This window comes from Bradyrhizobium sp. USDA 4502 (assembly GCF_054063355.1).
In genome coordinates this window covers 6432065-6456406 of the sequence record NZ_JBSSGF010000001.1, presented here as the reverse complement: position 1 = coordinate 6456406, position 24342 = coordinate 6432065, and the positions used below count along the sequence as shown (strand labels likewise).

Sequence of the window (24342 nt, the reverse complement as noted above, 5' to 3'; positions counted from 1 at the left end):
TCTCGTCCCATAAAAACAGTAAGGCAGCGAGATCGGAACACAAGCGCTATTGCGACGACATACAGCGTAAGTGCCGATCAGACCGGCGCATTGCGCCGTTCGTGGCTGCGGAACGCGTTGCGGGCAATGATCTGGCGCATGATCTCTGAGGTGCCGTCCAGAATGCGGACCACCCGCGTTTCCCGCCAGATGCGCTCGATCGGCAGGTCTCTTGAATAACCGGCACCGCCGAACAGCTGCATGGTCGTGTCGGCGACGCGCTGCACCATGTCGGCGCCGGTATATTTGGAGAGCGCTGCCGCGGCGGTGCGGGCGGCGGCATCGCCCTGGTCGTAACGCCAAGCTGCCTCATAGGCGACAAGCCGCGCGGCATGCAGCGAACTCGCCATGTCGGCGATCTGCCACTCGATGCCCTGATGGTCGCGCAGCTTGCGTCCGAACGTCTCGCGCTCCGAGACATGGTCGAGAGCGTAGTCCAGCAGCTGGCTCGCCGCGCCGACGCAATAGGCGCCCCAATGGGTGCGCCCGGCATCTAGGCACCGCATCGCGATGGCGAATCCTTCGCCCTCCTGTCCCAGCAGATTCTCGCGCGGCACACGGCAATCCTCGAAGATCACTTCGGCGTGCTCCGAGCCGCGTCCGGCAGCCATCTCGACCAGGCGGCCGATGGCAAGGCCCGGCGTCTTTGCGTCGACGACAAAGGCCGCGATGCCCCTGGCGCCGGCGGAGGGATCGAGCGTGGCGAACACCGTGAAGACGCCGGCCGCGGGCGCATTGGTGATATAGGTCTTGCGGCCGTCGAGCACGTAATGATCGCCGTCCCGCCGCGCCCGGGTCTGGATCCGGGCGGCATCGGATCCGGCATTCGGTTCGGTCAGCGCGAACGCGCCGATCACCCGTCCGCTGGCGAGTTCCGGCAGCCATCGGTCGCGAACCGCCGGCTGCGCGTAGAGCTCGATTGCCTTTGAGCCGATGTGAACGTTGACCCCGCTCAGATAGTAGAAGGCGGTGTGGGCCTTCGCGAGCTCCTCGATCGCGATGCAGCTGCCCAGCATCGAGAGCCCGAGGCCGCCGAATTGCTTCGGCGTGTTGGTGCCGAACAATCCCATCCTGCGCAGGCCGGCCATGGCGCTGTCCGGCACCTTGCCGGTTGCCTCGATCGCGACATCGTGCGGCTGCAGCTCGCTGCGCACGAATTCACGCACCCGGCCTTGCAGAACGCGGAGGTCGTCGGGAAGCTCAAAATGCATGGCGCACCAAAAGTCGAATAATCTTCGAAAAATGTTGCGCCGCCTCCCGGCAGATGTCAAGGTTTTGCGGAAGTTCCGGAGAACACGGGATGCTCGCAGGCTTGATGCAGCAGGTCCCGCTCACCCTCAATCTGGTGAGAGAACGGGTCGCGGATCTCTATCCGGACAAGACGGTGATGACGCGGTATTGCGACCGCATCCATGTCATCAGCTATGCGGAGCTGCTCGGCCGCGCGGGCCAGCTCGCCAACTTCCTCGCCGAGATCTGCGTCGAGCGCGGCATGCGCGTTGCCACGCTGGCCTGGAACTCGCGCCGTCACCTCGAGCTTTATGTCGCCGTGCCCTGCATGGGCGCGGTGCTGCACACCATCAATGCGCGCCTGCACGCGCCGGACATCGCAAGACTGCTCGCCCATGCCGAGGATCGGGTGCTGTTCGTCGATCGTTCGATCTGGCGAACCGTCGGGACGGAGATCGAGTTGCGCAACGCGTTTGGAGCTCACTAAACGCTTCGATCCGGCTTCCGACCATCGCATCTTCCGCCGCAACTTTGTCCACTTGTTACGGGACAAAACCACGAGTTGTGGACTGGCGACCTGTCGCTTTGGGGAGAAGATCATGCCACGTTCGTTTCAATCCAATTATTCCGTTCGGCTCTTCCTCGGCCTCGCCGCAGCCCTCATGATCGGGCTTGCCTCGCCGGTATCAGCACAACAGGCCACCGGCGCCGCGCTGGCCCGCGTGCTCGTGCTCGGTACCGGCGGCACCATCGCGGGGCAGGCCAGCGCACGCGCCGGCAACGCCTATGACTCAGGCAAGGTCAGTGCGGCCAACCTGGTCGCGGCGATCCCGGGCATCGACAAGCTCGCCCAGATGTCGGCCGAGCAGATCTCGTCGATCGGCTCGCAGGACATGAACGACAACGTGTGGTTCGACCTCGTCAAGCGCATCCACGCGGCCATTGACAACAAGGAGGTCGACGGCGTCGTCATCACCCATGGCACCGACACGATGGAGGAGACCGCGTTCTTCCTGCAAAACGTGCTCGACACCGACGTCCCGATCGTGCTGGTCGGATCGATGCGGCCCTCGACCGCGATCGGCGCCGACGGTCCGGCCAATCTCTACGAGGCGATGCGGGTCGCCTCGGCCCCGGAATCCCGCGGCCGCGGCGTGCTCGTGGTGCTCAACGACACCATCCATGCCGCGCGCTGGGTGCAGAAGACCAACACCACCAGCGTCGAGACGTTCCGCTCGCCCGAAGCCGGCCCGGTCGGCTATGTCGACACCGGCCCGCTGCGCTTCCTGCAGCCGGCCGCTCCAGCCAGGGGTACCAAGCTGAAATTGCCGGATGCGCCGCCCTTGCCGCGGGTCGACATCATCTATTCGCACGCCAACATGGACGCCGCTGAGGTCGAGGATGCGGTCAAGCGCGGCGCCAAGGGCATCGTGCTGGCCGGCGTCGGCGACGGCAATTCATCGAAGGGCGCGATCGATGCGCTGGCCGCCGCGGCGAAGCAGGGCGTCGTGGTGGTGCGTTCGACCCGGGTCGGCTCAGGCTTCGTGAACCGCAACGTCGAGGTCGAGGACGACAAGCTCGGCTTCGCGGTCTCGCTCGATCTCAACCCGCAGAAGGCGCGGGTATTGCTCGAGCTGCTGATCGCGAACGGCATCACCGAGCCGTCGGCGGTTCAACAGGCGTTCGCGCGGTAGACCACCGGTTTTGAGGCGCCTGGCTTCACCTGCGCGGCCTTGTTCGCCGCGAGCAGCAGGGCGCGCGCCTCCGCGATGCGCGACATCACGGTGGTGACGGGAATGCTGGCGACTTCGGCGATCTCCTTGTAGGACAGATCGATCAAGTCGCGCAGCGCGATGACTTCGCGGAGCAGGGCGGGCAGATCGTCGATCAGTTGCCGGATTGTTGCGCTGTCGCGCCGTTCTGGCGCTACATTCTCGCCGCCTAGTTCTTGGCCGAGTTTCTCCTGGCAAACGGCTTTGAGGATCGCGAGCAGCCACGGCCTGATGGCCGGGCCGCGAACGCCGTCGAACCGGCGCAGTGCGCGCAGATAGCATTCCTGCACGGCCAGTTCGGCGTCCGCCTCGCTTCGCATCAGCACCTGGGCGAACGCATAGGCATCGTCGAGACACGGCAATGCCGCGTCGCGAAACTGCTGCGCCGTTTTATTCCCGGCTTTCGCACTTCGCATCATAGGGTTGCATCTCGTGAATAGCTTTACCGGCAATCGGCGGAGTGGTATCAGGCTCCGCGCCGGAGTCGTGGACCGTCGCGCCAAGCGTAGGGACAGGAACGACGTGCGCACACGACATGCGCGCGGCGGGCAGCAAGCGATCGATCGTGTCAGCCCTGATCGATCGAGCGTCGGAGCGCGGATCATGTCCGAGACACAGGTGCCCAACCGGTTCTCGATCTTCCATCATGGGCTGGCGAAAGGGCCGGCCTATGAGGCATGGCGCGAAGGGATTTGCCGCGGCTTCTGCCGGCTCGACGTCGGACCGACCGACGACAACCGCATCGATTGCCACAACGAGTTCACGTTGCTGCATACGGTCGCCATCGCGACGCCGCGCGGCGGCTCGGCCCGCTTCGCCCGCACCCGCGCGCTTTTGAATGACGGCTGCGACGATCTTGTCCTGATCTTTGCGACGCGCGGCACGGTGCAGGTCACGCAGGCAGGCAAGGCGATCGAGCTTCAGCGCGGCCAGATGTGCCTCACCGAAATGAATATCGTCGGCACCGCCGATCTCACCCGGTCGGGCAGCTTTACGACGACGCGGTTTCCGCGGCGCCTGCTGCTCCAGATCGCGCCCTCGGCGGAGACGCAGCTGGCGCGGGCACTCGGGCGCGAGCCGGCCCTGGGCGCGATGATCGAGCGCTATTCCGTGCTCTGCACCGAGCTTGCCGGCGATCTGGACGTGCCCGGCCAGCGGGCAGCGGCGCACCATCTCGCCGACCTGGTGGGTCTCGTTCTCGGCAGCAGCGCCGAGACAAAGCAGCTGTCGGCACGCGACGGCGTGGCGAAGGCGCGGCTCGATCTGATGAAGGCCGATGTTCTCAAAAATCTCGACAACGGTAAGCTCACGATCGAAGCCATAGCAAGGGCGAATGCGCTGAGCACCCGCCAGGCGCAGCGCCTGTTCGCGTCCGCAGGGACGACGTTCTCGGAGTTCGTCCTCGAGCAGCGCCTGCTGCTGGCGCGCCGGCTGCTGCTGCACGAAGAGGGCGCCGGCCGCAAGGTCAGCGACATCGCCTATACGGTCGGCTTCAACGACCTCTCTTATTTCCATCGCGCGTTCCGCCGGAAGTTCGGCGTAGCACCGGCGGAGATGCAGATGGAACTGGGGCGGCGGCATTGAATGCCGCATGTCGCTGACGTAGATCAGGAGACCAGCTTCATCGCAATGAGGGCGCTGCCAATGCCTCTGTGGACCTGCGAACAGTGCGGCGCGCAATATCCTGAAACCGCGGCGCCACCGTCGGCTTGCCTGATCTGCGAGGATGAGCGGCAATATGTGAACTGGAAAGGGCAGGCGTGGCTGACGCGCGAGGAGCTCGCAGAGCGGCACAGACTGGTCTGGCGCGACGATCTCGGCCTCGTCGGGATCGCGCTCGAGCCGTCTTTTGCGATCGGGCAGCGCGCGCTGCTGGTGCCGGACCGCGGCGGCTGCGTGATGTGGGACTGCGTGCCGCTGGCAACCGCCGAGGCGATCGCGCATGTCAGATCGCTCGGCGGGCTGAAGGCAATCGCGATCTCGCATCCGCATTATTATGGCGCGGTCGCCGACTGGAGCGCGGCGTTCGACAATGCCCCGGTCTATCTGCACGGCGACGATGCACAATGGGTGACGCGGCCTTATCCGTCGATCGTGCCGTGGCAGGGGGACAGCCATCGCATCTCCGACGACATCCTGCTGGTGCGCGGCGGCGGGCATTTTGCCGGCGCCACCATGCTGCATTGGCGCAACGGCGCCGACGGGCGCGGCGCGCTTCTGACCGGGGATATCGCGATGGTGGCGATGGACCGCCGCTCGGTCAGCTTCATGTATTCCTACCCGAACTATATCCCGCTCAATGCATCGGCGGTCCGCCGCGTCGCGCGGGTGGTCGAGCCGCTGGCCTATGATCGGATCTACGGCGCCTGGTGGGGCAAGAACATCGCCTCCGACGCCAGGGCGGCGTTCGACCGCTCGGTGCAGCGCTATATTGCGGCGATCGCGGACTGACGGTTCCGGCCGCTTTTGGCAACCTTGCCACGCGGCGCGATCGCGCTATATCAGGGCTTTCCCGCCCCTTACCGATTGTCCGAGTTTCCGCATGACCACAACTGCCGCTGCCGAATCCCAGCCGTTCCAGGCCGAGGTTGCCGAATTGCTGCACCTGATGGTGCATTCGGTCTATTCCGAGACCGATATCTTCCTGCGCGAGTTGATCTCGAACGCGTCGGATGCCTGCGACAAGCTGCGCTACGAGGCGATCGCCAATCCGTCCCTGATCACGGACGGCACGCCGCCGGAGATCAGGATCGTCCCGAACAAGGCGGCCAACACGCTTGCCGTGGTTGATACCGGCATCGGCATGGAGCGCCAGGAGCTGATCGACAATCTCGGCACCATCGCGCGCTCCGGCACCAGATCGTTCCTGTCGAAGCTCACCGAGGCCAAGGACGGCGCCAACCTGATCGGCCAGTTCGGCGTCGGCTTCTATGCCGCCTTCATGGTCGCCGAAAAGATCGTCGTCACCAGCCGCCGCGCCGGCTCGGACGAGGTGTGGGGGTGGACGTCGGAAGGCGGCAGCGGCTTCGAGATCGCACCGGCGGGCGAAGAGGCCGCCCAGCGTGTCGCGCGCGGCACCGAGATCGTGCTGCATCTGAAGAAGGACGCCGCCAAGTATCTCGAGGCCTACGAGATCGAGCGCATCGTCCGCGAATATTCCGACAACATCCAGTTTCCGATCCTGCTGGTGCCGGAAGAGGGCGAGCCGCGCCAGATCAACTCGGCGAGCGCGCTGTGGCAGCGCTCGAAATCCGAGCTCAAGCCGGAGGATTACGCCCAGGCCTACAAGCAGATCGCCGGCGCGTTCGACGAGCCGGCGATGACGCTGCATTACCGTGCCGAGGGCCGGCAGTCCTACGCCGTGCTGCTGTTCGCGCCGTCGCAAAAGCCGTTCGACCTGTTCCAGGTCGAGCGCAAGGGTAAGGTCAAGCTCTACGTCCGCCGCGTCTTCATCGCCGACGATGCCGAGCTGCTGCCGGCTTACTTGCGCTTCATCCGCGGCGTGATCGACAGTGAGGATCTGCCGCTCAACATCTCGCGCGAGATGCTGCAGAACAATCCGCAACTCGCGCAGATCCGCAAGGCCGTCACCGGCCGCGTGATCGGCGAGTTGGAGACGCTCGGCGAGAAGGAGCCGGAGACCTTCGCAAAGATCTGGGACGCGTTCGGCCCGGTGATCAAGGAAGGCCTGTGGGAGGATTTCGAGCGCCGCGACAAGCTGCTGGCACTCGCGTGCTTCACCACGACGTCGGGCGAGAACCGCTCGCTGAAGCAGGTTGTCGACGACTTCAAGCCGAACCAGACCGAGATCTATTATCTGGTCGGCGACAGCGTCGAGCGGCTGAAGTCGAACCCGAAGCTGGAATCGGCGCGCGCCCGCGGCATCGAGGTGCTGCTCCTGACCGATCCGGTCGATGCGTTCTGGACCTCGGCGCCGCTCGATTTCGGCGGCAAGCCGCTGAAGTCGCTGAGCCAGGGCGATGTCGATTTCGGCCTGATCCCGCTTGCCGACGACAAGGACGACAAGAAGGACGAACCCGCGGCCGACGCGGCGACCACGATCGCCGTGATCAAGGACGCGCTCGGCGAGCGCGTCTCCGACGTCCGGGCTTCGCAGCGGCTGACCGCGAGCGCGTCGTGCCTCGTTGCCGGCGGCGATGCGCGCGACCGCGCGCTGGAGCGGCTGCTCGCCCAGCAGAACCGCGGCGCGATCACAAAGCCGGTGCTCGAGATCAATTTGCGCCACCCGCTGGTCGCGGCGCTCGCGACCGATACCGCGCAGGCGAAGGACCTGTCGCTGCTGCTGTTCGAGCAGGCGCAGATCCTCGACGGCGAGATGCCCGACGACCCCGCCGCGTTCGCTGGGCGCATGAACCAGCTCGTGCTGCGCGGATTGGGGAAGTAGAGCGCGAACTCTGAACCCGTCATCCTGAGCCCGTAGCCCGGATGGAGCGAAGCGCAATCCGGGACAGGTCCATCCGTGGATAGCGCGGCCCCGGATTTCGCTTCGCTTCATCCGGGCTACGCATTCCTAAAACTGGCAGGCTGACTGCGCCGCCCAGGCGCTTGACAGGCCGCGCCTCATTGATGTTATGTTATAACATAACATCAAGCGAATGCCCCATGTCCCGCCGCCGCCGATCCCTCCAGCAACTGTTTGATCTCGATGCAAAAACTCCCCGTCACCATCTTGTCCGGCTTCCTCGGGGCTGGAAAGACCACTTTGCTGAACCACGTCCTGAACAACCGCCGCGGTCTGAAGGTTGCGGTGATTGTGAACGACATGAGCGAGGTGAACATCGACGCCGACCTCGTTCGCGATGGCGGTGCGAACCTGTCCCGGACTGACGAAAAACTGGTCGAGATGAGCAATGGCTGCATCTGCTGCACCCTGCGCGACGATCTGCTGAAGGAGGTGCGCGCGCTCGCCGAGAGCGGCCGTTTCGATTATCTCCTGATCGAATCGACCGGCATTTCCGAGCCGCTGCCGGTCGCCGCGACTTTCGAGTTTCGCGATGAAGATGGCCAGAGCCTCTCCGACATCGCGCGGCTCGACACCATGGTCACGGTGGTCGACGCCGCCAATCTCCTGAAAGACTACGCCTCGACCGATTTCCTCAGCCAGCGCGGCGAAGCGCTCGACGGCGACAAGCGCACGCTGGTCGATCTACTGGTCGAGCAGATCGAGTTCGCCGATGTCGTGGTGCTGAACAAGATCGATGCCGCGACGCAGGCAGAGCGCGAGGCCGCCCGCACCATCGTGCGTGCGCTCAATCCCGACGCCGACCTGGTCGAGGCGAATTTCGCAAAGGTCCCGTTCGACCGCGTGCTCGACACCGGCCGCTTCGACCACGAGCGCGCGCAGCAGCATCCGCTCTGGCACAAAGAGCTCTATGGCTTTGCCGGGCACGTGCCGGAGACCGAGGAATACGGCATCACGAGCTTCGTCTACCGCGCGCGGCGCCCGTTCGATCCGCTGCGCTTCCACGCCTTCCTGCGCGAGAGCTGGCAAGGCGTGATCCGCGCCAAGGGCCACTTCTGGATCGCGACGCGCCCGGATTGGTGCGGCGAGCTGAGCCAGGCCGGCGCCATCGTCCGCACCGAAGGGCTCGGTTCGTGGTGGGCCGCGATCCCGCGCGAGCGCTGGCCGGATCATCCGGACTGGCGGCTGATGATGCAGCGGAGCTGGAACGATCTCTACGGCGATCGCCGGCAGGAGCTGGTCTTCATCGGCTCCGGCACGAACGAGGACGACATCCGCCGCAGGCTCGATGCCTGCCTCGTCACCGGCAGACCGGGCATGGACCCGCAGGCCTGGGCCGGGCTGCGCGATCCGTTTCCGCCGTGGAGCAGGGCAGGCGAGGCGGCGTGAGACAGTCACCGTAGCCCGGATGGAGCGGAGCGCAATCCGGGGTCTCCCGCCGCTTGAGAGGTTCCCGGATTTCGCTGCGCTCCATCCGGGCTACGCTTCTAAAACCGGTCCCAACCCGGGCCGTATCTGCTAGAGAATCCCGCATCAGGGCGGAAACGGCGCGGCGTTGCGATGGCTGGCGGCAGCGATATCTTCTACGGCGGCATTCCGGTGTTTCGCGGCTTCGCACGGCTGATGGACCCCGCGCTGTATGCGCCGTTGCCGGATGACTGGACGGTCGGCGTCGCCGATATCGTGGAATCGACCAAGGCGATCGCGGCGCAGCGCTACAAGGCGGTCAACATGGCCGGCGCCGCGGTGGTCGCCGCCGTCACCAATGCGCTGGAGGGCCGCGAATTCCCCTTCGTGTTCGGCGGCGACGGTGCGAGTTTTGCGGTCGCGCCCGCCGATCTCGACAAGGCACGCGAGGCGCTGGCGGCGACCGCGCGCTGGGTGCACGACGACCTCGATCTGGTGCTGCGGGTGGCGCTGGTGCCGATGGCGGCGATCCGCGCCGCGGGCGCCGATGTCCGCGTAGCGCGCTTCGGGCCGTCGGCCAATCTGTCCTATGCGATGTTCTCAGGCGGCGGTCTTGCTTACGCCGATGCCGCGATGAAGCGCGCCGAGTTCGCGGTCGATCCGGCGCCTCAGGGCACGCAACCCGATTTGTCCGGCCTGTCCTGCCGCTTCGAGGTGATGCCGTCCGCGCGCGGCGTCATTATGTCGGTGCTGGTGCTGCCGGCGAAGAACGCCGATCCCGCGTCCTTCCGCAAGGTGATCGAGGATATCGTCGTCCGCGTCGAGAAGAGTCCCGATGCCGGACGGCCGGTGCCCGCCAGCGGACCGCCGCTGCACTGGCCGCCGCAGGGAATGGAGTACGAGGCGCGCGCACGGCGCCGCGGCCCGCTCGCGCTGCGGCGCGCCGCGGTGCTCACATTCGCGCTGTGGGCCTATACGCTGATGCGGTTCAACATCCCAGTCGGCAAGTTCGCGCCGAAACGTTATCTGCAGCAGGTCGTCGAGAATTCAGACTTCCGCAAGTTCGACGACGGCCTGCGCATGATCCTGGATTGCACGCCGGAGCTCGCTTCCGACATCGAGCAGCGCCTCGCCGCCGCCGCGGCGCAGGGCATCGTGCGTTATGGCCTGCACGAGCAGGATGCCGCGATGATGACCTGCTTCACCCCGTCGGTGATGCGCGCCGACCACGTCCACTTCATCGACGGCGCCCGCGGCGGCTACGCCTCGGCCGCGACGGTGCTGAAGGCGCGCGCGGTGTAGCAATTTTTCTCACCTCTCCCCGCTCGTTTGCGGGGAGAGGTCGGACGCCACGCCTCGCGTGGCTTCCGGGTGAGGGCAGGCAATGAGTGGCCGCAAGGAGATATTCATCCGACTCGCGAGATCGACGGTGAGCTGACTACAATTCAGATATGGCTACGCGGATAGAGCCCCTCACCCCAACCCTCTCCCCGCAAGAGCGGGGCGAGGGAGCACGGTCCCGTCGCGGTTGCCGCTCGGCTCAGAATTACCGCCCCACCCGCGTCCAGGTCTCGCCGCCGCACAGCGCGCCGACGCAGCCTTCGACGCGCAGCGTACTCTCGCCGGTCACCGAGATGCTGCTCGCATAGGTGCCGCCGTCGTCGGCGTTGTAGATCTGGCCCGACCATTTGCCCGCGGCAACCGGATGCATGCCGGAAAACAGCGGCAGCCCGATGATCGGCCGGCTGGACAGCGACGGATTCGGATTCTTGTTGTCGAGCTGGGGCTTGCCGGTCATCGGATCGATCGGGTCGCGCAGGCTCACCACCACGCCACAGATGCCGCCGCCGCATTTGCTGATCTTGACGCGGGCATCGCCGGCCTGGGTCTGCCAAACGCCGACCGGCTCAGGCGCGCCTTGCGTATGCGCGGCGGGCACGGCAAGCGCCGTCGCAATGATTGCGATCATGAATTCGAATCTGCAGGCCATGGCTCATTCCCCCAGAGCATGATCCGGAAAAGTGCGAAGCGGTTTTCCGAAAAGATCATGATCAAACAAAGAGCTAAAGCGCGATGACGATTCGACCCAATCTCATCGCGCTTTAGTGGTCGGCCTGCATAACAAGTCGAAGAATTTCTGCAATGTCATATTCGCGCGATCAGGTGAGCGCGCTCCCAAAAAAAATCTGGTGCCTGTTTCAGGAGCAGTCATGCTCAGGCAACGCTCCGGTGCGAGGGCGCTGCGTCGTATTTATTTCCAGCGGGTCAGCCGGATCGAAATGATGGTGGCCAGGCCGAACGCCACCATCGCACCGCCGACCAGCGCAAACAGCGTCCACGCCGGGGCGCTCACGGTAGCGAGCCACCAGCCACCGATGCCGACCAGCAGCAGGCGGATGGTGCCGGCCAGCACCGGTCCGCCGACCTTGGCCGCGCCCTGCGAGGAGAAATAGAGACAGACGCCGACGCCGAAGAAGCCGAAGCCCGGGCCGGCCAGCGCGAAATAGGACGAAGCCGCGGCGGTCACGCCGGGATCGGTGGTGAACAGCGCAATCCACAGCGTCGGCTTGAGCGCGACCACAAGTCCGACGAAGCCAACGACAAGTCCGGCGACGGTGCCGGCGGTCCACGCCACCTTGCGGGCGCGCGTCACGAGTCCCGCGCCGATCGCCATGCCGACCATCGGCACCGAGGCGACGCCGACCGCGAACGCGATCGGGATCAGCAAAAACTCCAACCGCGAGCCCATGCCGTAACCGGCCAGCGTCTCGGTGCCGAAGCTGGCCAGGATCTTGGTGAAGATCAGGATGGTCAGCACGCTCTGCAGCGGCGACAGGCAGGAGATCGCGCCGACCTTGAGAATGTCGAGGAACATCGCGCGCTGGAAGCTGAAGGCGGCGAAGTCGAGTTTCAACCGGCTGCGGCCAGAGGCGAGATACCAGGCGAGGAAGATCGCACCACACGTGAAGGCCGTGAGCTGTCCGGCGGCGACGCCGCGCATGCCGAGACCGGGCATGCCGAACAACCCGAGACCCAGCACGCCGCCGACCGCGATCTGGATCATCGAGACCGTGATCAGAGTCATCGAGGGAATCCGCATGTCGCCGGTGCCGCGCACCACGGAGGCGAGCGTGTTGACCAGCCAGATCGAGATCGCGCCGGAGAACAGCACCTGCGAGTAATGCATCGACTGCTCGAGCACGCCGCCATGTCCGCCGAGCAGCGCATAGAAGTTTCGGCCGAAGCCCAGCATCATCACGGTGAAGAACAGTCCGGCGCATCCGCCGATGATCGCCGCATGCAGCGCCAGATCGGCGGCGCGGTCGCGGTCGCCGGCGCCGAGCGCGCGGCTGATCGCCGACGAGACGCCGCCGCCCATCGCGCCGGCCGACATCATCTGCGTCAGCATCGCGAACGGAAACACCAGCGCAATGCCGGCCAGCGGCTCGGTGCCGAGCCGGCCGATGTAAGAGGTCTCGGCCACCGCGACCAGCGTCGAGCCGAACATGGCGATGGTGTTCGGGATCGCGAGGCGAAGCAGCGTCGGCAGGATCGGCGCGGTCAGCAGGTCATTGACCGGCGTGGCGGGCGTGGCCGGCTGCACGTCGTCGATCGAGGCATCAATGGTCATGCGTCACGGCTCACTTCGCAAGCGGGAGAGGGGCGCACTGCAATCCAACGCCAGTGAACCGGGCTCGCAATCAATAAATGATGATCGACATGTTACGATGTTGCACCGATCATCGCCACCGCCGCCGATGCAGGGGTCACCACGGCAGGCCGCATAGGTCGATCTTGCCCTGGCGCGGCGCGCGGACGATGTCGTTGACGAACGGCGCCATCGCCTCAAAGCGGATCTCCCCGGAAGGCTGTTCGCAATAGACTTCGCCGCTGAAGGGATGCCAGCCGCGCGCTTGGTAGAACGCGAAATTGTGCGGCTCGCAGAATAAGATTGCAAATTTCACCGCGTCGTTGGCACGAATGGTGTGCACGGCGGCATCTAACGCCAGTGACGCATAGCCGCGCCGCCGGCAGTCCGCACGGGTCGAGACTCCGCCGATGCCGCCGACATGCACCTTGTGGCCATTCCAGGTGATGGTCCGGAAATAGATACCGACATGGCAGGCCAGCCCGCTGTCGTCGGGCGCATCGAGCAGTACGCGCAAATCCGCGTGGGCCCATTTGATGTCCGCCCAGACCGGCTTCTCGGCGGCATCCGGGCTCCAGACCGCCTGGAGCAGCGGCTCGGCGCGCCGCCACGACGCATCTCCGTTGAGAATGTCGATTTCGATGCTCATCGTCTGGGTCCTTGGTCTTGGTTCGGGCTGTGCCGATCTGTCATGGGCGATCCGAAAATGCGGTGTTTCTCCGCCATGGAACCTTCTATAAGGGGGGCCCGTTAAGTGTAGTCTCCCACCCTCTGTTGGACATTACCCCATGACCTTCACGCTACCCGATCTGCCCTACGCCCACGACGCCCTTGCTCCCTACATGTCCAAGGAAACGCTGGAGTTTCACCACGACAAGCATCACCAAGCCTACGTCACCAACGGCAACAACGCGATCAAGGGGACCGAATTCGAAGGCAAGTCCCTCGAGGAGATCGTGAAGGGTTCGTTCGGCAAGAACGCGGCCGTCTTCAACAATGCCGGTCAGCACTACAACCACATCCATTTCTGGAAGTGGATGAAGCCGAATGGCGGCGGAAGCAAGCTGCCCGGCCGGCTCGAGAAGAAAATCAACGAGGACCTCGGCGGCTTCGACAAGTTCAAGGCCGACTTCGCCGCTGCCGGCGCCGGTCAGTTCGGCTCCGGCTGGGCCTGGCTGCAGGTCAAGGGCGGCAAGCTCGAGGTCGCCAAGACTCCGAACGGCGAGAACCCGCTGGTCCACGGCGCGGTGCCGATCCTCGGCGTCGACGTCTGGGAGCACTCCTACTACATCGACTACCGCAACCGCCGTCCGGACTATCTGAAGGCGTTCGTCGAAAACCTCGTCAACTGGGACTATGTCGACGAGCTGTTCGGCAAGGCCGGCTAAGCGCGGCTTCGACCGTCGCATATTTCTTCACCCTCCCCTGAAAGGGGAGGGTCGTTTCGCATGCAGCGAAGCGAAATGCGAAACGGGGAGGGTCATCTCTCAGCACGAGCAGTCTCTCAATGGAGAGACTGTGACCCCGCCCCGCCGCTCATTTCATTCGCGTCGACCCTCCCCTTTCAGGGGTGGGTGATTTGAGTGTGCGGCAAGATGCGCCCTCACTCGACACACACCAGCGGGGGCATTGGTGGGTAACGCGGCAAGCTATCTCCTCGTCTTCTTCGGCGGCGGTCTCGGCGCGACGTTGCGCCAGGTGATCAACGTCACCTGCGCGCGCTGCATCGGCACCGCGTTTCCTTACGGCACCTTCATCATCAACATCACGGGCTCGACCGTGATGGGCCTGATCGCCGGCTATCTCGCCTTCAAGGGCGACGCCTCGCAGCCCTGGCGGCTATTTTTGATGACCGGCATCCTCGGCGGCTACACCACCTTCTCCGCCTTCTCGCTCGACACCGCACTGCTCTATGAGCGCGGCGAGCTCGGCCTTGCGGTGCTGTATGTCGCGGGCTCGGTGGCTCTCTCGATCGCCGGCCTGTTCGTCGGGCTCGCGATCGTGCGGCATTTGACGTGAGATGCGCTCGGTCGTCATGCCTCGCGGGCGCTCTCGCGCGCGCGTGCCGCAGGCAAGGCTTTTTACCTTTTGCACGGGGCCCCATGGGTGCGATCGGGACCCGGCTTTCCCTGCGCCTTTTGATCAAGGGAGGGCGGAATGAGATGCAAAGCTCGGACAAATCATGTCGGGAGAATGTGGATGTGTAACTCATAGACCGCGCCACACACGCAATGTCGTCCCGGCGAAGGCCGGGACCCATTACCCCAAATCTCAATTGTTGCGCGCGCTGGCCACAATCCCGTTCATGATTGAGTGCGGTGGTCATGGGTCCCGGCCTTCGCCGGGACGACGTGGGGAGGGTCTCGCCACCTTCCATCCCGCGGAAACTGTTCATCTGTGGAACCCGCCAACCTCCCCGGCCGGCGGCATTTCCCGCCTCCAAATTTCCCTTTGGTAACCTCGCCTTAACCATGATTAGCGTTTGGTTAGGGTCGGAATGACGCGTGAAAAGCCCTCGTTTTGACATGTTGGCAGGGGAAGCAGGGCCCGGCTTTGGACGGGCCCCCCATGCGACAGATGTAAGAGGCTCTCGCGCAGTTTTGCCGCGCCGGGCGCGCGGCCGTGGAAGGGGTGCCGATTGGCGGCCCGCCGAATTGGGACACTTGCGTTGAGAGGATATTGCCGATGAATCCCGCCGACGTGGCTCAGTCAACTCTGCCACTGGCATCGAGCGACGTGTCGCTGATCGCGCTGTTCTGGCAGGCCCATTGGGTCGTCAAATGCGTGATGTTGGGACTTCTGTCCTGCTCGGTGTGGGTCTGGGCGATCGCAATCGACAAGATCCTGCTCTACGCCCGCACCAAGCGGGCCATGGACAAGTTCGAGCAGGCGTTCTGGTCCGGCCAGTCGATCGAGGAACTCTACCGCGCGCTGTCGGCCAAGCCGACCCAGTCGATGGCGGCCTGTTTCGTCGCGGCGATGCGGGAGTGGAAGCGCTCCTTCGAGAGCCAGTCGCGGTCCTTTGCCGGCCTGCAGGCGCGGATCGAGAAGGTCATGAACGTCTCGATCGCCCGGGAGGTGGAGCGGCTGGAACGCCGGCTGCTGGTGCTCGCCACCGTGGGCTCGGCCGGTCCCTTTGTCGGCCTGTTCGGCACCGTTTGGGGCATCATGTCGAGCTTCCAGTCGATCGCGGCCTCGAAAAACACCTCCTTGGCGGTGGTGGCGCCCGGTATCGCGGAAGCGCTGTTTGCCACCGCAATCGGCCTGATTGCCGCAATTCCGGCGACTATTTTCTACAATAAGTTCACTTCGGAGGTGAACCGGCAGGCCGCGCGCCTGGAGGGGTTCGCCGACGAGTTCTCCGCCATCCTGTCCCGTCAGATCGACGAGCGGGGTTGAGTTAGATGATGGTCACTTTTGCGGGTGTGCGATCATGGCGATGAGCATGGCAGGGTCCGGCGGTGGCAGACGCCGCCGCGGCGGGCGCAAGCCGGTCATGGCCGAGATCAACGTCACGCCGATGGTCGACGTGATGCTGGTGCTGCTGATCATCTTCATGGTGGCGGCGCCGCTGATGACGTCGAACATCGACATCGACCTGCCGGTGGCGAGCGGCGGCAAGTCGATCTCGTCGAACCAGCCGCCGCTGACCCTGTCGGTCAAGCGCACCGGTGGCGGCTGCAACTCGAATGTCGAGCTCTATCTGGGTGACGCGCCGGTCACGGCCGCCGATTTTCCGGCCAAGATCAAGGCGATCGGTGACGCCCGGTCGGATGCCGAAAAAGTGGTCTATCTGCGTGGCGACAAGGACGTCTGTTACACGGATATGATGAAACTGCTCGGGGAGGTCCGGGCCGCGGGATTCAAGGCGAATATCGTCATCATCCCGGAAGGCGGATAACCACCATGCCAAGGCACGGGGAAGCCTGATTTGAAGGTCAAGGTCGACAAGACTCTGGCGGCATCGATTGTCCTGCACGTCCTCGTGATCGGGTGGGGCCTCGTGTCGTGGTCGACCAAGGCGTACGTGATGCCCGAAGAGGAATCGGTTGCCGTCGACGTGATCTCGCCCGACCAACTCTCGCATGTCATGGCCGGTCAGAAGGACGGCAAGAAGGAGAATCCCAAGCCACTGGTCGACAAGGTCGCCGAAGCCAAGCCGGTCGACGACACCGTCGGTAAGGTCGAGGAGAAAAAGCCCCCGGTCGTGACCGACACCGCGCCGCAGCCGGCGCCGAAGGTGGAGAAACCGGAAGACAAGAAGCCGGATCCGCCGAAGAAGGTCGAGAACAAGCCGAAGGAAGAGCCGAAGCCGGTCGAGAAGAAACCCGATCCGGTGAAACCCGACCCGATCGCGGAAGCGATCAAGAAGGAAGAGAAGAAGCCGCCGCCGAAGCCGGTGCAGCAGGCCGCCAAGCCGCCGCCGGAGCAGAAGCCGAAGGATCGCGTGTTCGACCAGAGCAAGATCGCAGCCCTGCTCGACAAGCGTGACCCGACGCGGGCCGCGGCGACCGGCGATACGCTCAATGCCAATGCGGCGCTCGGCACCGCGAAGGGCAAGGCTGCCGACAATTCAGCGACCTGGGGCGCGATGTTCCGGCAGCAGGTCGAGCGCTGCTGGAAGAAGCCTTACGGTGGAATAGAGGCACAGATGGCAGAAGCCGTGTTCTCCATCCATTTGAAGCGCGACGGCACGCTGGAAGGCATGCCGGTCGTGGTAGGAAACGCGAAGACGCCTTATCTTCGGGTGTATCAGGAGAGCGGCTTGCGCGCGATCATCGAGTGCCAGCCCTATCGATTGCCTCCAGCATTCTTTGAGGAGTGGCAGTTCTTCGAGCCGGCCTTCACCGAGAGGCAGAGCTGAAATTGCACGCTACCGTTTACGAGCATGAGTTCGAACGATGATTGACAAGACCCGCTTGCCTCACACGCTATTCCGTCCGAGCCGCCGGCAGATCCTGGCCGGAATGGCGTCCGCCGGCGCGATGCTGGGCGGTCTCACTGGCCCCGCATCCGCCCAGAAGCGGATCACCATCACCGAGGGCGAGTTCGCGCCGGTGCCGATCGCGATCCCGAACTTCGCCGCCGGCACGCCTGGCGACGCCGAAGTCGGCGTCGGCGTCACGCAGGTGATCACCAACAACCTGAAGCGCAGCGGATTGTTCGCGCCGATCGATCAGGCCGCCTATCTCGAGAAGCAGATCAATATCGACGCGGCGCCGAACTTCAACAACTGGAAGAGCATCAACGCGCAGGCGCTGGTGACCGGCCGCATGACGCGCCAGGGCAACGGGCGAGTGAAGGCGGAATTCCGGCTCTGGGACGTCAACACCGGCCAGCAGCTCGCCGGTCAGCAGTACGACACCTCGGCCGAATACTGGCGGCGGATCGCGCACATCATCTCCGACCAGATCTATGAGCGCATGACCGGCGAGAAGGGTTATTTCGATACCCGCGTCGTGTTCGTCGACGAGAGTGGCTCGGCGGATCGCCGCGTCAAGCGCCTCGCGCTGATGGACCAGGACGGCGCCAATGTGCGCTACCTGACCCGCGGTTCGGACCTCGTGCTGACGCCGCGCTTCTCGCCGTCGACCCAGGAAATCACCTACATGGAATTCGGGCAGGGCGACCCGCGCGTCTATCTGCTCAACATCGAGACCGGCCAGCGCGAGATCGTCGGCAACTTCCCGGGCATGTCGTTCTCGCCGCGCTTCTCGCCCGACGGCCAGCGCGTCATCATGAGCCTGCAGCAGGGCGGCAACTCCAACCTGTTCGTGATGGATCTGCGCTCGAAGTCGATGACGCGGCTGACCGACACGCCGGCAATCGACACCTCGCCGTCCTACGCGCCCGACGGTACGCGGCTGTGCTTCGAATCCGATCGCGGCGGCAAGCCGCAGATCTACGTGATGCCGGCAACCGGCGGCGGTGCACAGCGCATCTCGTTCGGCGACGGCACCTATTCGACGCCGGTTTGGTCGCCGCGCGGCGACTACATCGCCTTCACCAAGCAGGGCGGCGGGCAGTTCGCGATCGGCATCATGAAACCCGACGGCTCGGGCGAGCGCATCCTGACCTCGGGCTTCCACAATGAAGGCCCGACGTTTGCGCCGAACGGGCGCGTCGTGATGTTCTTCCGCGATCCGGGCGGCAACAGCGGCCCGTCGCTGTTCACCATCGACGTCTCCGGCCGCAACGAGCTGCGGGTACCGACCCCGGGCTTTGCCTCCGACCCGGCCTGGTCACCGCTGTTGTCGTGAGCTGGGTGCAGAGCTGCTCCGGGAACCTCGGCGGCAGTCGCGGCTTCTCACCTAGCGCACTGAATTTCATGGTGAATTCCGGCCGTCGTCCTAGCGCGGCAAGGACTTGCTAACGATGTTCGCTCAGAAAGACTTCACCTGCGATCAGTAAGAGTGCGAGCTGAAAAGGACGCGCGCTCTCACAATGCAGTTTGCAAGTCAGACGGGTGAACCGGACCGGTCGATGTCGCCGACGATTTCCGCGGCGCTGGTCGATTCCCTGTTCATGAACCCAGCGCCCATGATCTTCGGCGCCTTCGGCCCCGCCATTGCGGGCGCCGTGATTGCGGCTGTGACGAGCAATCTGTTGTGCTGGCTGTGCGTGCCGCTGTTCATCGTGGTGGGGCTGGCGCGCGCGCTGCAGATGTACCGCTACCAGCAGCGCAATTCCCGGCTCACCGTCGAAGAGTCCGTGACCTGGGAGAAGCGCTACCGGATCGGCACCATCGCCTACGGCATCTCGCTCGGCATCTGGGGCGTCACCGTGCTCCTCACGACCAATGATGCCGCCGCGCACATGCTGTGCGTGACCACGGTGGTCGCCTACACCTCGGCGGGGGTAGGGCGGACCTTCGGCCGGCCGCAGATCTTCCACCTGCATCTGTTGATGTCGATCGGTCCCTTGATCCTGGCGCTGATGTATGTCGGCGGCCCCTATCACATCGCCCTTGCGCTGCTCAGCCTGGTGTTCTTCAGCGCCATCCGGCACCTGACCTCCAGCCTGCAGCGCATCTACGTCAACGCCTGGATCGCCAAGGAGCGCGAGGCCGCGCTGGCGGGCCAGTTCGATACCGCGCTGAACAACATGCCGCACGGCCTGTGCATGTTCAGCGCCGACGGCCGCGTTGCGGTGATGAACCACCGCTTCATCGAGATGATGCAGCTGTCGGACGATTTCGTGCAGCGCGGCGCCAGCGCGACCGATATCTGCAACGCCTGCGTCCTGTCCGGCTCGATCTCGGCCGCGGCCGCACAGCAGATCCTCTATGAGATCGAGAGCTCGCAGCGCGGCGATATCGTCACCAGCGACCCCGACCCAACCAAGAACCGCTCGCTCGACTGGACCTTCCAGCCGATGGCCGGCGGTGGCACGGTGGTGCTGGTCGAGGACATCACCGAGCGCAAGGACGCCGAGGCCCGGATCAGCCACCTCGCGCGCTACGACGAACTGACCGCGTTGCCCAACCGCGTCAATTTCCGCGACGAAATCGGCCGGCTGCTCGCCATGCAGCACGGCGATCATCGCTCCGCATTGCTGTTCGTCGACCTCGACCAGTTCAAGCAGGTCAACGATACGCTCGGCCATCCCTGCGGCGACCAGCTGCTCTGCGCGGTCGCCGAGCGGCTGCGCGAGATGCTGCGGCCGGAGGATTTCGTGGCGCGGTTCGGCGGCGACGAGTTCGTGGTGTTCCAGCAGAACATCCACTCGCACGAGGACGCTGCGGCGCTGGCTCGGCGCATCGTCGACCGCCTCAGCGAGCGCTACAAGATCGACAACCATCTGGTCGAGATCGGCGCCAGCGTCGGCATCGCGATGACCGCGCCCGGCGTCGGCGCCGACACGCTGCTGAAGAACGCCGACATGGCGCTCTACCGCGCCAAGGCCGACGGCCGCGGCACCTTCTGCTTCTTCCGCGACGAGATGGCGCAAACCGTCGAGGCCCGCCGCATCCTCGAGCTCGACCTGCGCAAGGCGCTCGCCAACGAGGAATTCGAGCTGTTCTATCAGCCGCTGATCAACCTGAAGTCCGGCAAGGTGAGCACCTGCGAGGCGCTGCTACGCTGGAACCATCCGGCGCGCGGTACGGTCTCTCCGGTCGACATCATTCCCGTTGCCGAGGACATGGGCCTGATCGTCGATCTCGGCCGCTGGATCCTTCGCAAGGCCTGCATGGAATGCATGAAGTGGCCCGAGGCGGTCAGCGTCGCGGTCAACTTCTCGCCGCAGCAGTTCCATCAGCGCGACGTGCTGAGCGAGGTTCGCTACGCGCTCGAGGTCTCCGGCCTGCCGGCGCACCGGCTCGAGATCGAGATCACCGAATCCTCGCTGCTGCACAACACCGAGCTGACCCACGACTTGCTGTCCCAGTTGCGCTCGCTCGGCGTGCGGATCTCGCTGGACGATTTCGGCACCGGCTACTCGTCGCTCAGCTACCTGCACAATTTCCCGCTGCAGAAGGTCAAGATCGACCGGTCCTTCCTCGAAGGAATCGACAGCGACCGTCCGCTGACCTTGCTGCGCGGGGTAGCGCGGCTGTCGGCGGATCTCGGTATGTCGGTCGTGGTCGAGGGCATCGAGACCAATGAGCAGCTCGAACTGATCAGCGCCGATGGCGCGGTGACCGAAGCACAGGGATACCTGTTCAGCCGGCCGGTTCCCTCCGTCCGCATCCGCCAGCTGCTCAATGCCTCGCACGGCCGGCGGACCGACGAGCAGCTGCACGTGGTTCCCTCGCGCTCGATCGCTTGAGCCCGGCGCAATACCCTCAATCGATAGTTGTGAGAGCCTTCGGCTGCACCATTCGTAGTGTACCCTTGCGGCGAGAGGTTAACTGTATTGCCTCGATTGCTTTGACGGAAATTAAGAAGCTGTTAATCTTTTGGCCGCGCGTTGAAGTTGTTGCGTTGTTCAGGGAGTACCAAATGAGGTCCGCGGCCGAAGCCATCAAGCCCGCGACAGGAAGGCTTGCGGACCCTCTGGATCAAGTCGATTACCGCCTCGCTCAGACCCCGGAACAGAAAGACGAGATCTACCGGCTTCGCTATCGCGCCTATCTGCGCGAAGGCGCGATCCGGCCCTCGGCGGACGAGCGGGTCGTCGATCAGTTCGATGATGCGCCGAATGCCTGGGTGTTCGGTGTCTATCTGCAGGGCGAACTCTGCAGCTCGATCCGCATCACCGTGGTGACGCCGGAGTGGCGAACCTCGCCGACGCTCGAGGTGTTCGGCGACGTGCTGCTGCCGAAGCTTGATCAGGGTCTGGTCTTCATCGACTCGACGCGCTTCGTCGCGGATCCCGAAAAGGCCCGGAACGTTCCGGAACTGCCCTATGTCACCGTGCGCCTCGGCTCGACCGCGGGCGTGCACTTCAACGCCGATTACGGCCTGGCGCCGGTCCGGCCCGAGCACATGGCGTTCTACCGGCGTGTGTTCCTGCACGAGACCTGGTCGGAGCCGCGGCTCTATCCCGGGCTGGTGAAGCCGGTCGGCTTGATGGCGTCGCATTTGCCGACGGTGCGGGAACGCGTGCTGGCCCGCTATCCCTTCCTGCGCTCCAGCGCCTTCGAGCGGCGCATGCTGTTCGACCGCGAAGGCCAGTTGCAGCCCGACGGCTTCGTGCAGCCGTTCGAGCGCGCTTCGATCGTGCCAAATCCCTGAGGGAATCGGCCATTCTCATCGAGTCAGTGTCGATCGACTGTTGCGCGCAGGCCAAATTGTCCTGCAAAAGCGGCCGGTTCCCGCGAACCTTGCCTTCCCTTCACCATCGCGCCACATTTGCCACCCATTAACCATCGGGGGCGCTTTTCGCCATTGCCTGGCATTTGATGGGGTTCAGCAAGGTCTCGTCAAGGTTGACGGAACGTTCGCTTAACCATCGCCCTGTAGACCGATTGGGTAGTACGAAGAGCGCGAGCGTGGAGGCTCCGGGAATGAATTATCTCCAGGGTATGAAGCTGGTTGCGGTTCTGGCGGTGGCGCTGTCGATGGGTGCCTGTGCCAACAAGAACCCGTTGGACGCCAATGGCGCGATTGGGGGCGCCGCGACCCCGGGCAGCCAGCAGGATTTCGTGGTCAATGTCGGCGACCGCGTGTTCTTTGAGAGCGATCAGACCGATCTCAGCCCGCAGGCGACGGCGACCCTCGACAAGCAGGCGCAGTGGCTGCAGACCTATAACCGTTACTCCTTCACCATCGAAGGTCATGCCGACGAGCGCGGCACGCGCGAATACAACATCGCGCTCGGTGCCCGGCGTGCCCAGTCGGTCCGCGCTTACCTCGCCTCGCGCGGCATCGATCCGAGCCGCATGCGCACCATTTCCTACGGCAAGGAGCGTCCGGTCGCGGTCTGTAACGACATCTCCTGCTGGTCGCAGAATCGTCGTGCCGTCACCGTGCTGAACGCCAGCTCCTGACGCGATCCTGAATGAGTGTTTTCAAGCCGGCGCCTTCGGGCGCCGGTTTTGTTTTTGCCGCATGAAGGCCCGGCCCGCCGTCATCAAGATGAACGAAGCTGCGCGCAATTGGCCGCTTGCTTGTTCCAGCGTCCGTACTAAACCGGTATCCCGCGACGCTGTCCCGGATTTGAAGTGCCAGTCACAATTCCGGCGTACTCCGTCTTTCAATGTCGCTCGCTTTTCACGTCGATCTCGTCGTCAGGGCAAAATGTCATCCAGGATTCATTTTCTTTCCTCCGCCGCGGCGATCGCGGCGTTGCTCGCCGTTTCCGCGCCAGTGTTTGCCCAATCCGACGATTCCGATGCTGAAATGCGGATCGAGCGGCTCGAAAACCAGCTGCGGCAGCTGACCGGCCAGAACGAGGAACTGCAATACCGTAACCGCCAGCTCGAGGAGCGGCTGCGGCAGCTTGGCGGGCAACCGCCCGGCCCAGCTGGACAGGCTCCGGCGGGCCAACCCGTTGCGGCGGCGCCACCGGCGCAGCAACCGCAGGCCTACCCGCAAGCGCAGCCGGGCTACGCCCAGCCCCAGCAAGGCTACGGCCAGCCGCAGCAAGGATATGGCAGGCCGCCGCAGGGCGGCTATGACCAGCAGCAGCAGATCGCGGCGCCTGCGCCGATCGCGCAGGAGCCGGCGCCGGCGGCTTCCGGCCGCCGCGGCCGCGGCGATGCCTTCGATCCGAACCAGAACCCGAATGCCCCAGGGGCGCCGCGCGCACTTGGCGGCGGCGGGATGCCGATGCCCAGTGAGGCGGCGGTTGGTGCGCCCGGCGGCCGTGGCGCAGGCGAGCCGCTCAATCTCGGCAACACCAGCCCGCAGCGTGCGCCCGGCGCGAGCGCAGCCCTGACCACGCTGCCGCCGTCGGCGACGTCGAAGGACGAGTTCGACCTCGGCATCGGCTATATGCAGCGCAAGGACTATGCGCTCGCCGAAGAGACGATGAAGAACTTCGGCCAGAAGTATCCGAACGATCCCCTGGTGGCGGACTCGCAATACTGGCTTGGCGAAAGCTATTTCCAGCGCCAGCAATATCGCGATGCTGCGGAGACCTTCCTCGGCGTGACCACCAAGTTCGACAAGTCCGCGAAGGCGCCCGACGCCCTGCTGCGGCTCGGCCAGTCGCTGGCGGCGCTGAAGGAGAAGGAAGCGGCCTGCGCCGCGTTCGGCGAGATCACGCGGAAGTACCCGCGCGCGTCCGGCGGGGTCAAGGCTGCGGTTGACCGCGAGCAGAAGCGCGTGAAGTGCTAAACCAGATGCGGGAAGGCCGCTTCCGGCCTCTCCGCCAGC

At 64.8% G+C, this 24342-nt stretch carries 22 protein-coding genes; 17 read left to right on the top strand and 5 right to left on the bottom strand.

Features of this window, described 5'->3' with window-relative positions:
- Positions 1 to 77: 77 nt before the first annotated feature.
- A complete protein-coding gene (locus ACVW1B_RS30190; protein WP_253606759.1) occupies positions 78 to 1250 on the bottom strand; it encodes an acyl-CoA dehydrogenase family protein in 1173 nt (390 codons plus the stop codon).
- A gap of 89 nt (positions 1251 to 1339) precedes the next feature.
- Between ACVW1B_RS30190 and ACVW1B_RS30185 the strand changes: the two genes are divergently transcribed.
- Positions 1340 to 1756, top strand: a complete 417-nt coding sequence (locus ACVW1B_RS30185; RefSeq protein ID WP_305884494.1) for an AMP-binding protein — start codon at positions 1340 to 1342, stop codon at positions 1754 to 1756.
- A 112-nt stretch (positions 1757 to 1868) separates the two neighbouring features.
- A complete protein-coding gene (locus tag ACVW1B_RS30180; protein WP_253606761.1) occupies positions 1869 to 2963 on the top strand; it encodes an asparaginase in 1095 nt (364 codons plus the stop codon).
- Here ACVW1B_RS30180 and ACVW1B_RS30175 read toward each other — a convergent pair.
- Positions 2942 to 3460: a sigma factor-like helix-turn-helix DNA-binding protein gene (locus ACVW1B_RS30175; RefSeq protein WP_253609880.1), complete on the bottom strand. Its 519-nt coding sequence runs from the start codon at positions 3458 to 3460 to the stop codon at positions 2942 to 2944. The two genes, ACVW1B_RS30180 and ACVW1B_RS30175, sit on opposite strands and share 22 nt — an antisense overlap.
- A gap of 184 nt (positions 3461 to 3644) precedes the next feature.
- Here ACVW1B_RS30175 and ACVW1B_RS30170 point away from each other — a divergent pair, with 184 nt between their 5' ends.
- The 5 genes from ACVW1B_RS30170 to ACVW1B_RS30150 all read left to right on the top strand — a co-directional run bounded on the left by ACVW1B_RS30170 (position 3645) and on the right by ACVW1B_RS30150 (position 10233).
- Positions 3645 to 4625 (top strand): AraC family transcriptional regulator, encoded by a 981-nt coding sequence (locus tag ACVW1B_RS30170; RefSeq protein WP_253606763.1) that lies wholly within the window; start codon positions 3645 to 3647, stop codon positions 4623 to 4625.
- Positions 4626 to 4685: 60 nt separating this feature from the next.
- A complete protein-coding gene (locus tag ACVW1B_RS30165; RefSeq protein WP_253606765.1) occupies positions 4686 to 5492 on the top strand; it encodes an MBL fold metallo-hydrolase in 807 nt (268 codons plus the stop codon).
- A 91-nt stretch (positions 5493 to 5583) separates the two neighbouring features.
- Positions 5584 to 7446, top strand: a complete 1863-nt coding sequence (gene htpG / locus ACVW1B_RS30160; protein ID WP_253606767.1) for a molecular chaperone HtpG — start codon at positions 5584 to 5586, stop codon at positions 7444 to 7446.
- Between the two features lie 261 nt (positions 7447 to 7707).
- Positions 7708 to 8913 carry a zinc metallochaperone GTPase ZigA gene (gene zigA / locus ACVW1B_RS30155; RefSeq protein WP_253606770.1) on the top strand — a complete coding sequence of 402 codons (1206 nt, stop codon included), beginning with the start codon at positions 7708 to 7710 and terminating at the stop codon, positions 8911 to 8913.
- A gap of 171 nt (positions 8914 to 9084) precedes the next feature.
- The gene (locus tag ACVW1B_RS30150) at positions 9085 to 10233 is read left to right on the top strand and encodes a DUF3095 domain-containing protein (RefSeq protein WP_253606772.1); all 1149 of its coding nucleotides are present in this window, start codon (positions 9085 to 9087) and stop codon (positions 10231 to 10233) included.
- Positions 10234 to 10477: 244 nt separating this feature from the next.
- On the opposite strand, the gene ACVW1B_RS30145 is transcribed toward ACVW1B_RS30150, so the two are convergent.
- The 3 genes from ACVW1B_RS30145 to ACVW1B_RS30135 all read right to left on the bottom strand — a co-directional run bounded on the left by ACVW1B_RS30145 (position 10478) and on the right by ACVW1B_RS30135 (position 13229).
- A complete protein-coding gene (locus ACVW1B_RS30145) occupies positions 10478 to 10921 on the bottom strand; it encodes a DUF2147 domain-containing protein (protein ID WP_253606774.1) in 444 nt (147 codons plus the stop codon).
- A 261-nt stretch (positions 10922 to 11182) separates the two neighbouring features.
- Entirely contained in the window at positions 11183 to 12562 is a 1380-nt protein-coding gene (locus ACVW1B_RS30140) for an MATE family efflux transporter (protein WP_253606775.1), read from the bottom strand.
- 136 nt (positions 12563 to 12698) lie between these two features.
- Positions 12699 to 13229 (bottom strand): GNAT family N-acetyltransferase, encoded by a 531-nt coding sequence (locus ACVW1B_RS30135; RefSeq protein WP_253606777.1) that lies wholly within the window; start codon positions 13227 to 13229, stop codon positions 12699 to 12701.
- 139 nt (positions 13230 to 13368) lie between these two features.
- On the opposite strand from ACVW1B_RS30135, the gene ACVW1B_RS30130 reads away from it, so the two are divergent.
- The 10 genes from ACVW1B_RS30130 (at position 13369) to ybgF (ending at position 24303) form a co-directional block, all read left to right on the top strand.
- Complete coding sequence (locus tag ACVW1B_RS30130) at positions 13369 to 13968, top strand: superoxide dismutase (RefSeq protein WP_016846956.1); 600 nt, start codon at positions 13369 to 13371, stop codon at positions 13966 to 13968.
- 244 nt (positions 13969 to 14212) lie between these two features.
- Positions 14213 to 14599: a fluoride efflux transporter CrcB gene (gene crcB, locus ACVW1B_RS30125; protein ID WP_253606780.1), complete on the top strand. Its 387-nt coding sequence runs from the start codon at positions 14213 to 14215 to the stop codon at positions 14597 to 14599.
- A 666-nt stretch (positions 14600 to 15265) separates the two neighbouring features.
- Positions 15266 to 15979 carry a protein TolQ gene (gene tolQ, locus ACVW1B_RS30120; RefSeq protein ID WP_016846954.1) on the top strand — a complete coding sequence of 238 codons (714 nt, stop codon included), beginning with the start codon at positions 15266 to 15268 and terminating at the stop codon, positions 15977 to 15979.
- A 34-nt stretch (positions 15980 to 16013) separates the two neighbouring features.
- Positions 16014 to 16481 carry a biopolymer transporter ExbD gene (locus tag ACVW1B_RS30115; RefSeq protein ID WP_016846953.1) on the top strand — a complete coding sequence of 156 codons (468 nt, stop codon included), beginning with the start codon at positions 16014 to 16016 and terminating at the stop codon, positions 16479 to 16481.
- A gap of 30 nt (positions 16482 to 16511) precedes the next feature.
- Complete coding sequence (locus ACVW1B_RS30110) at positions 16512 to 17444, top strand: cell envelope integrity protein TolA (protein WP_092080736.1); 933 nt, start codon at positions 16512 to 16514, stop codon at positions 17442 to 17444.
- 37 nt (positions 17445 to 17481) lie between these two features.
- Positions 17482 to 18840 (top strand): Tol-Pal system beta propeller repeat protein TolB, encoded by a 1359-nt coding sequence (gene tolB, locus ACVW1B_RS30105; RefSeq protein ID WP_092080739.1) that lies wholly within the window; start codon positions 17482 to 17484, stop codon positions 18838 to 18840.
- A 184-nt stretch (positions 18841 to 19024) separates the two neighbouring features.
- Positions 19025 to 21349 (top strand): putative bifunctional diguanylate cyclase/phosphodiesterase, encoded by a 2325-nt coding sequence (locus ACVW1B_RS30100; protein WP_076828017.1) that lies wholly within the window; start codon positions 19025 to 19027, stop codon positions 21347 to 21349.
- A 173-nt stretch (positions 21350 to 21522) separates the two neighbouring features.
- Complete coding sequence (locus tag ACVW1B_RS30095; RefSeq protein WP_057018120.1) at positions 21523 to 22257, top strand: N-acyl amino acid synthase FeeM domain-containing protein; 735 nt, start codon at positions 21523 to 21525, stop codon at positions 22255 to 22257.
- 272 nt (positions 22258 to 22529) lie between these two features.
- On the top strand, positions 22530 to 23012 hold the full coding sequence (gene pal, locus ACVW1B_RS30090) for a peptidoglycan-associated lipoprotein Pal (RefSeq protein ID WP_016846948.1): 483 nt from the start codon (positions 22530 to 22532) through the stop codon (positions 23010 to 23012).
- A gap of 250 nt (positions 23013 to 23262) precedes the next feature.
- Positions 23263 to 24303: a tol-pal system protein YbgF gene (gene ybgF / locus ACVW1B_RS30085; RefSeq protein WP_253606786.1), complete on the top strand. Its 1041-nt coding sequence runs from the start codon at positions 23263 to 23265 to the stop codon at positions 24301 to 24303.
- The last annotated feature ends 39 nt before the right edge of the window (positions 24304 to 24342 follow it).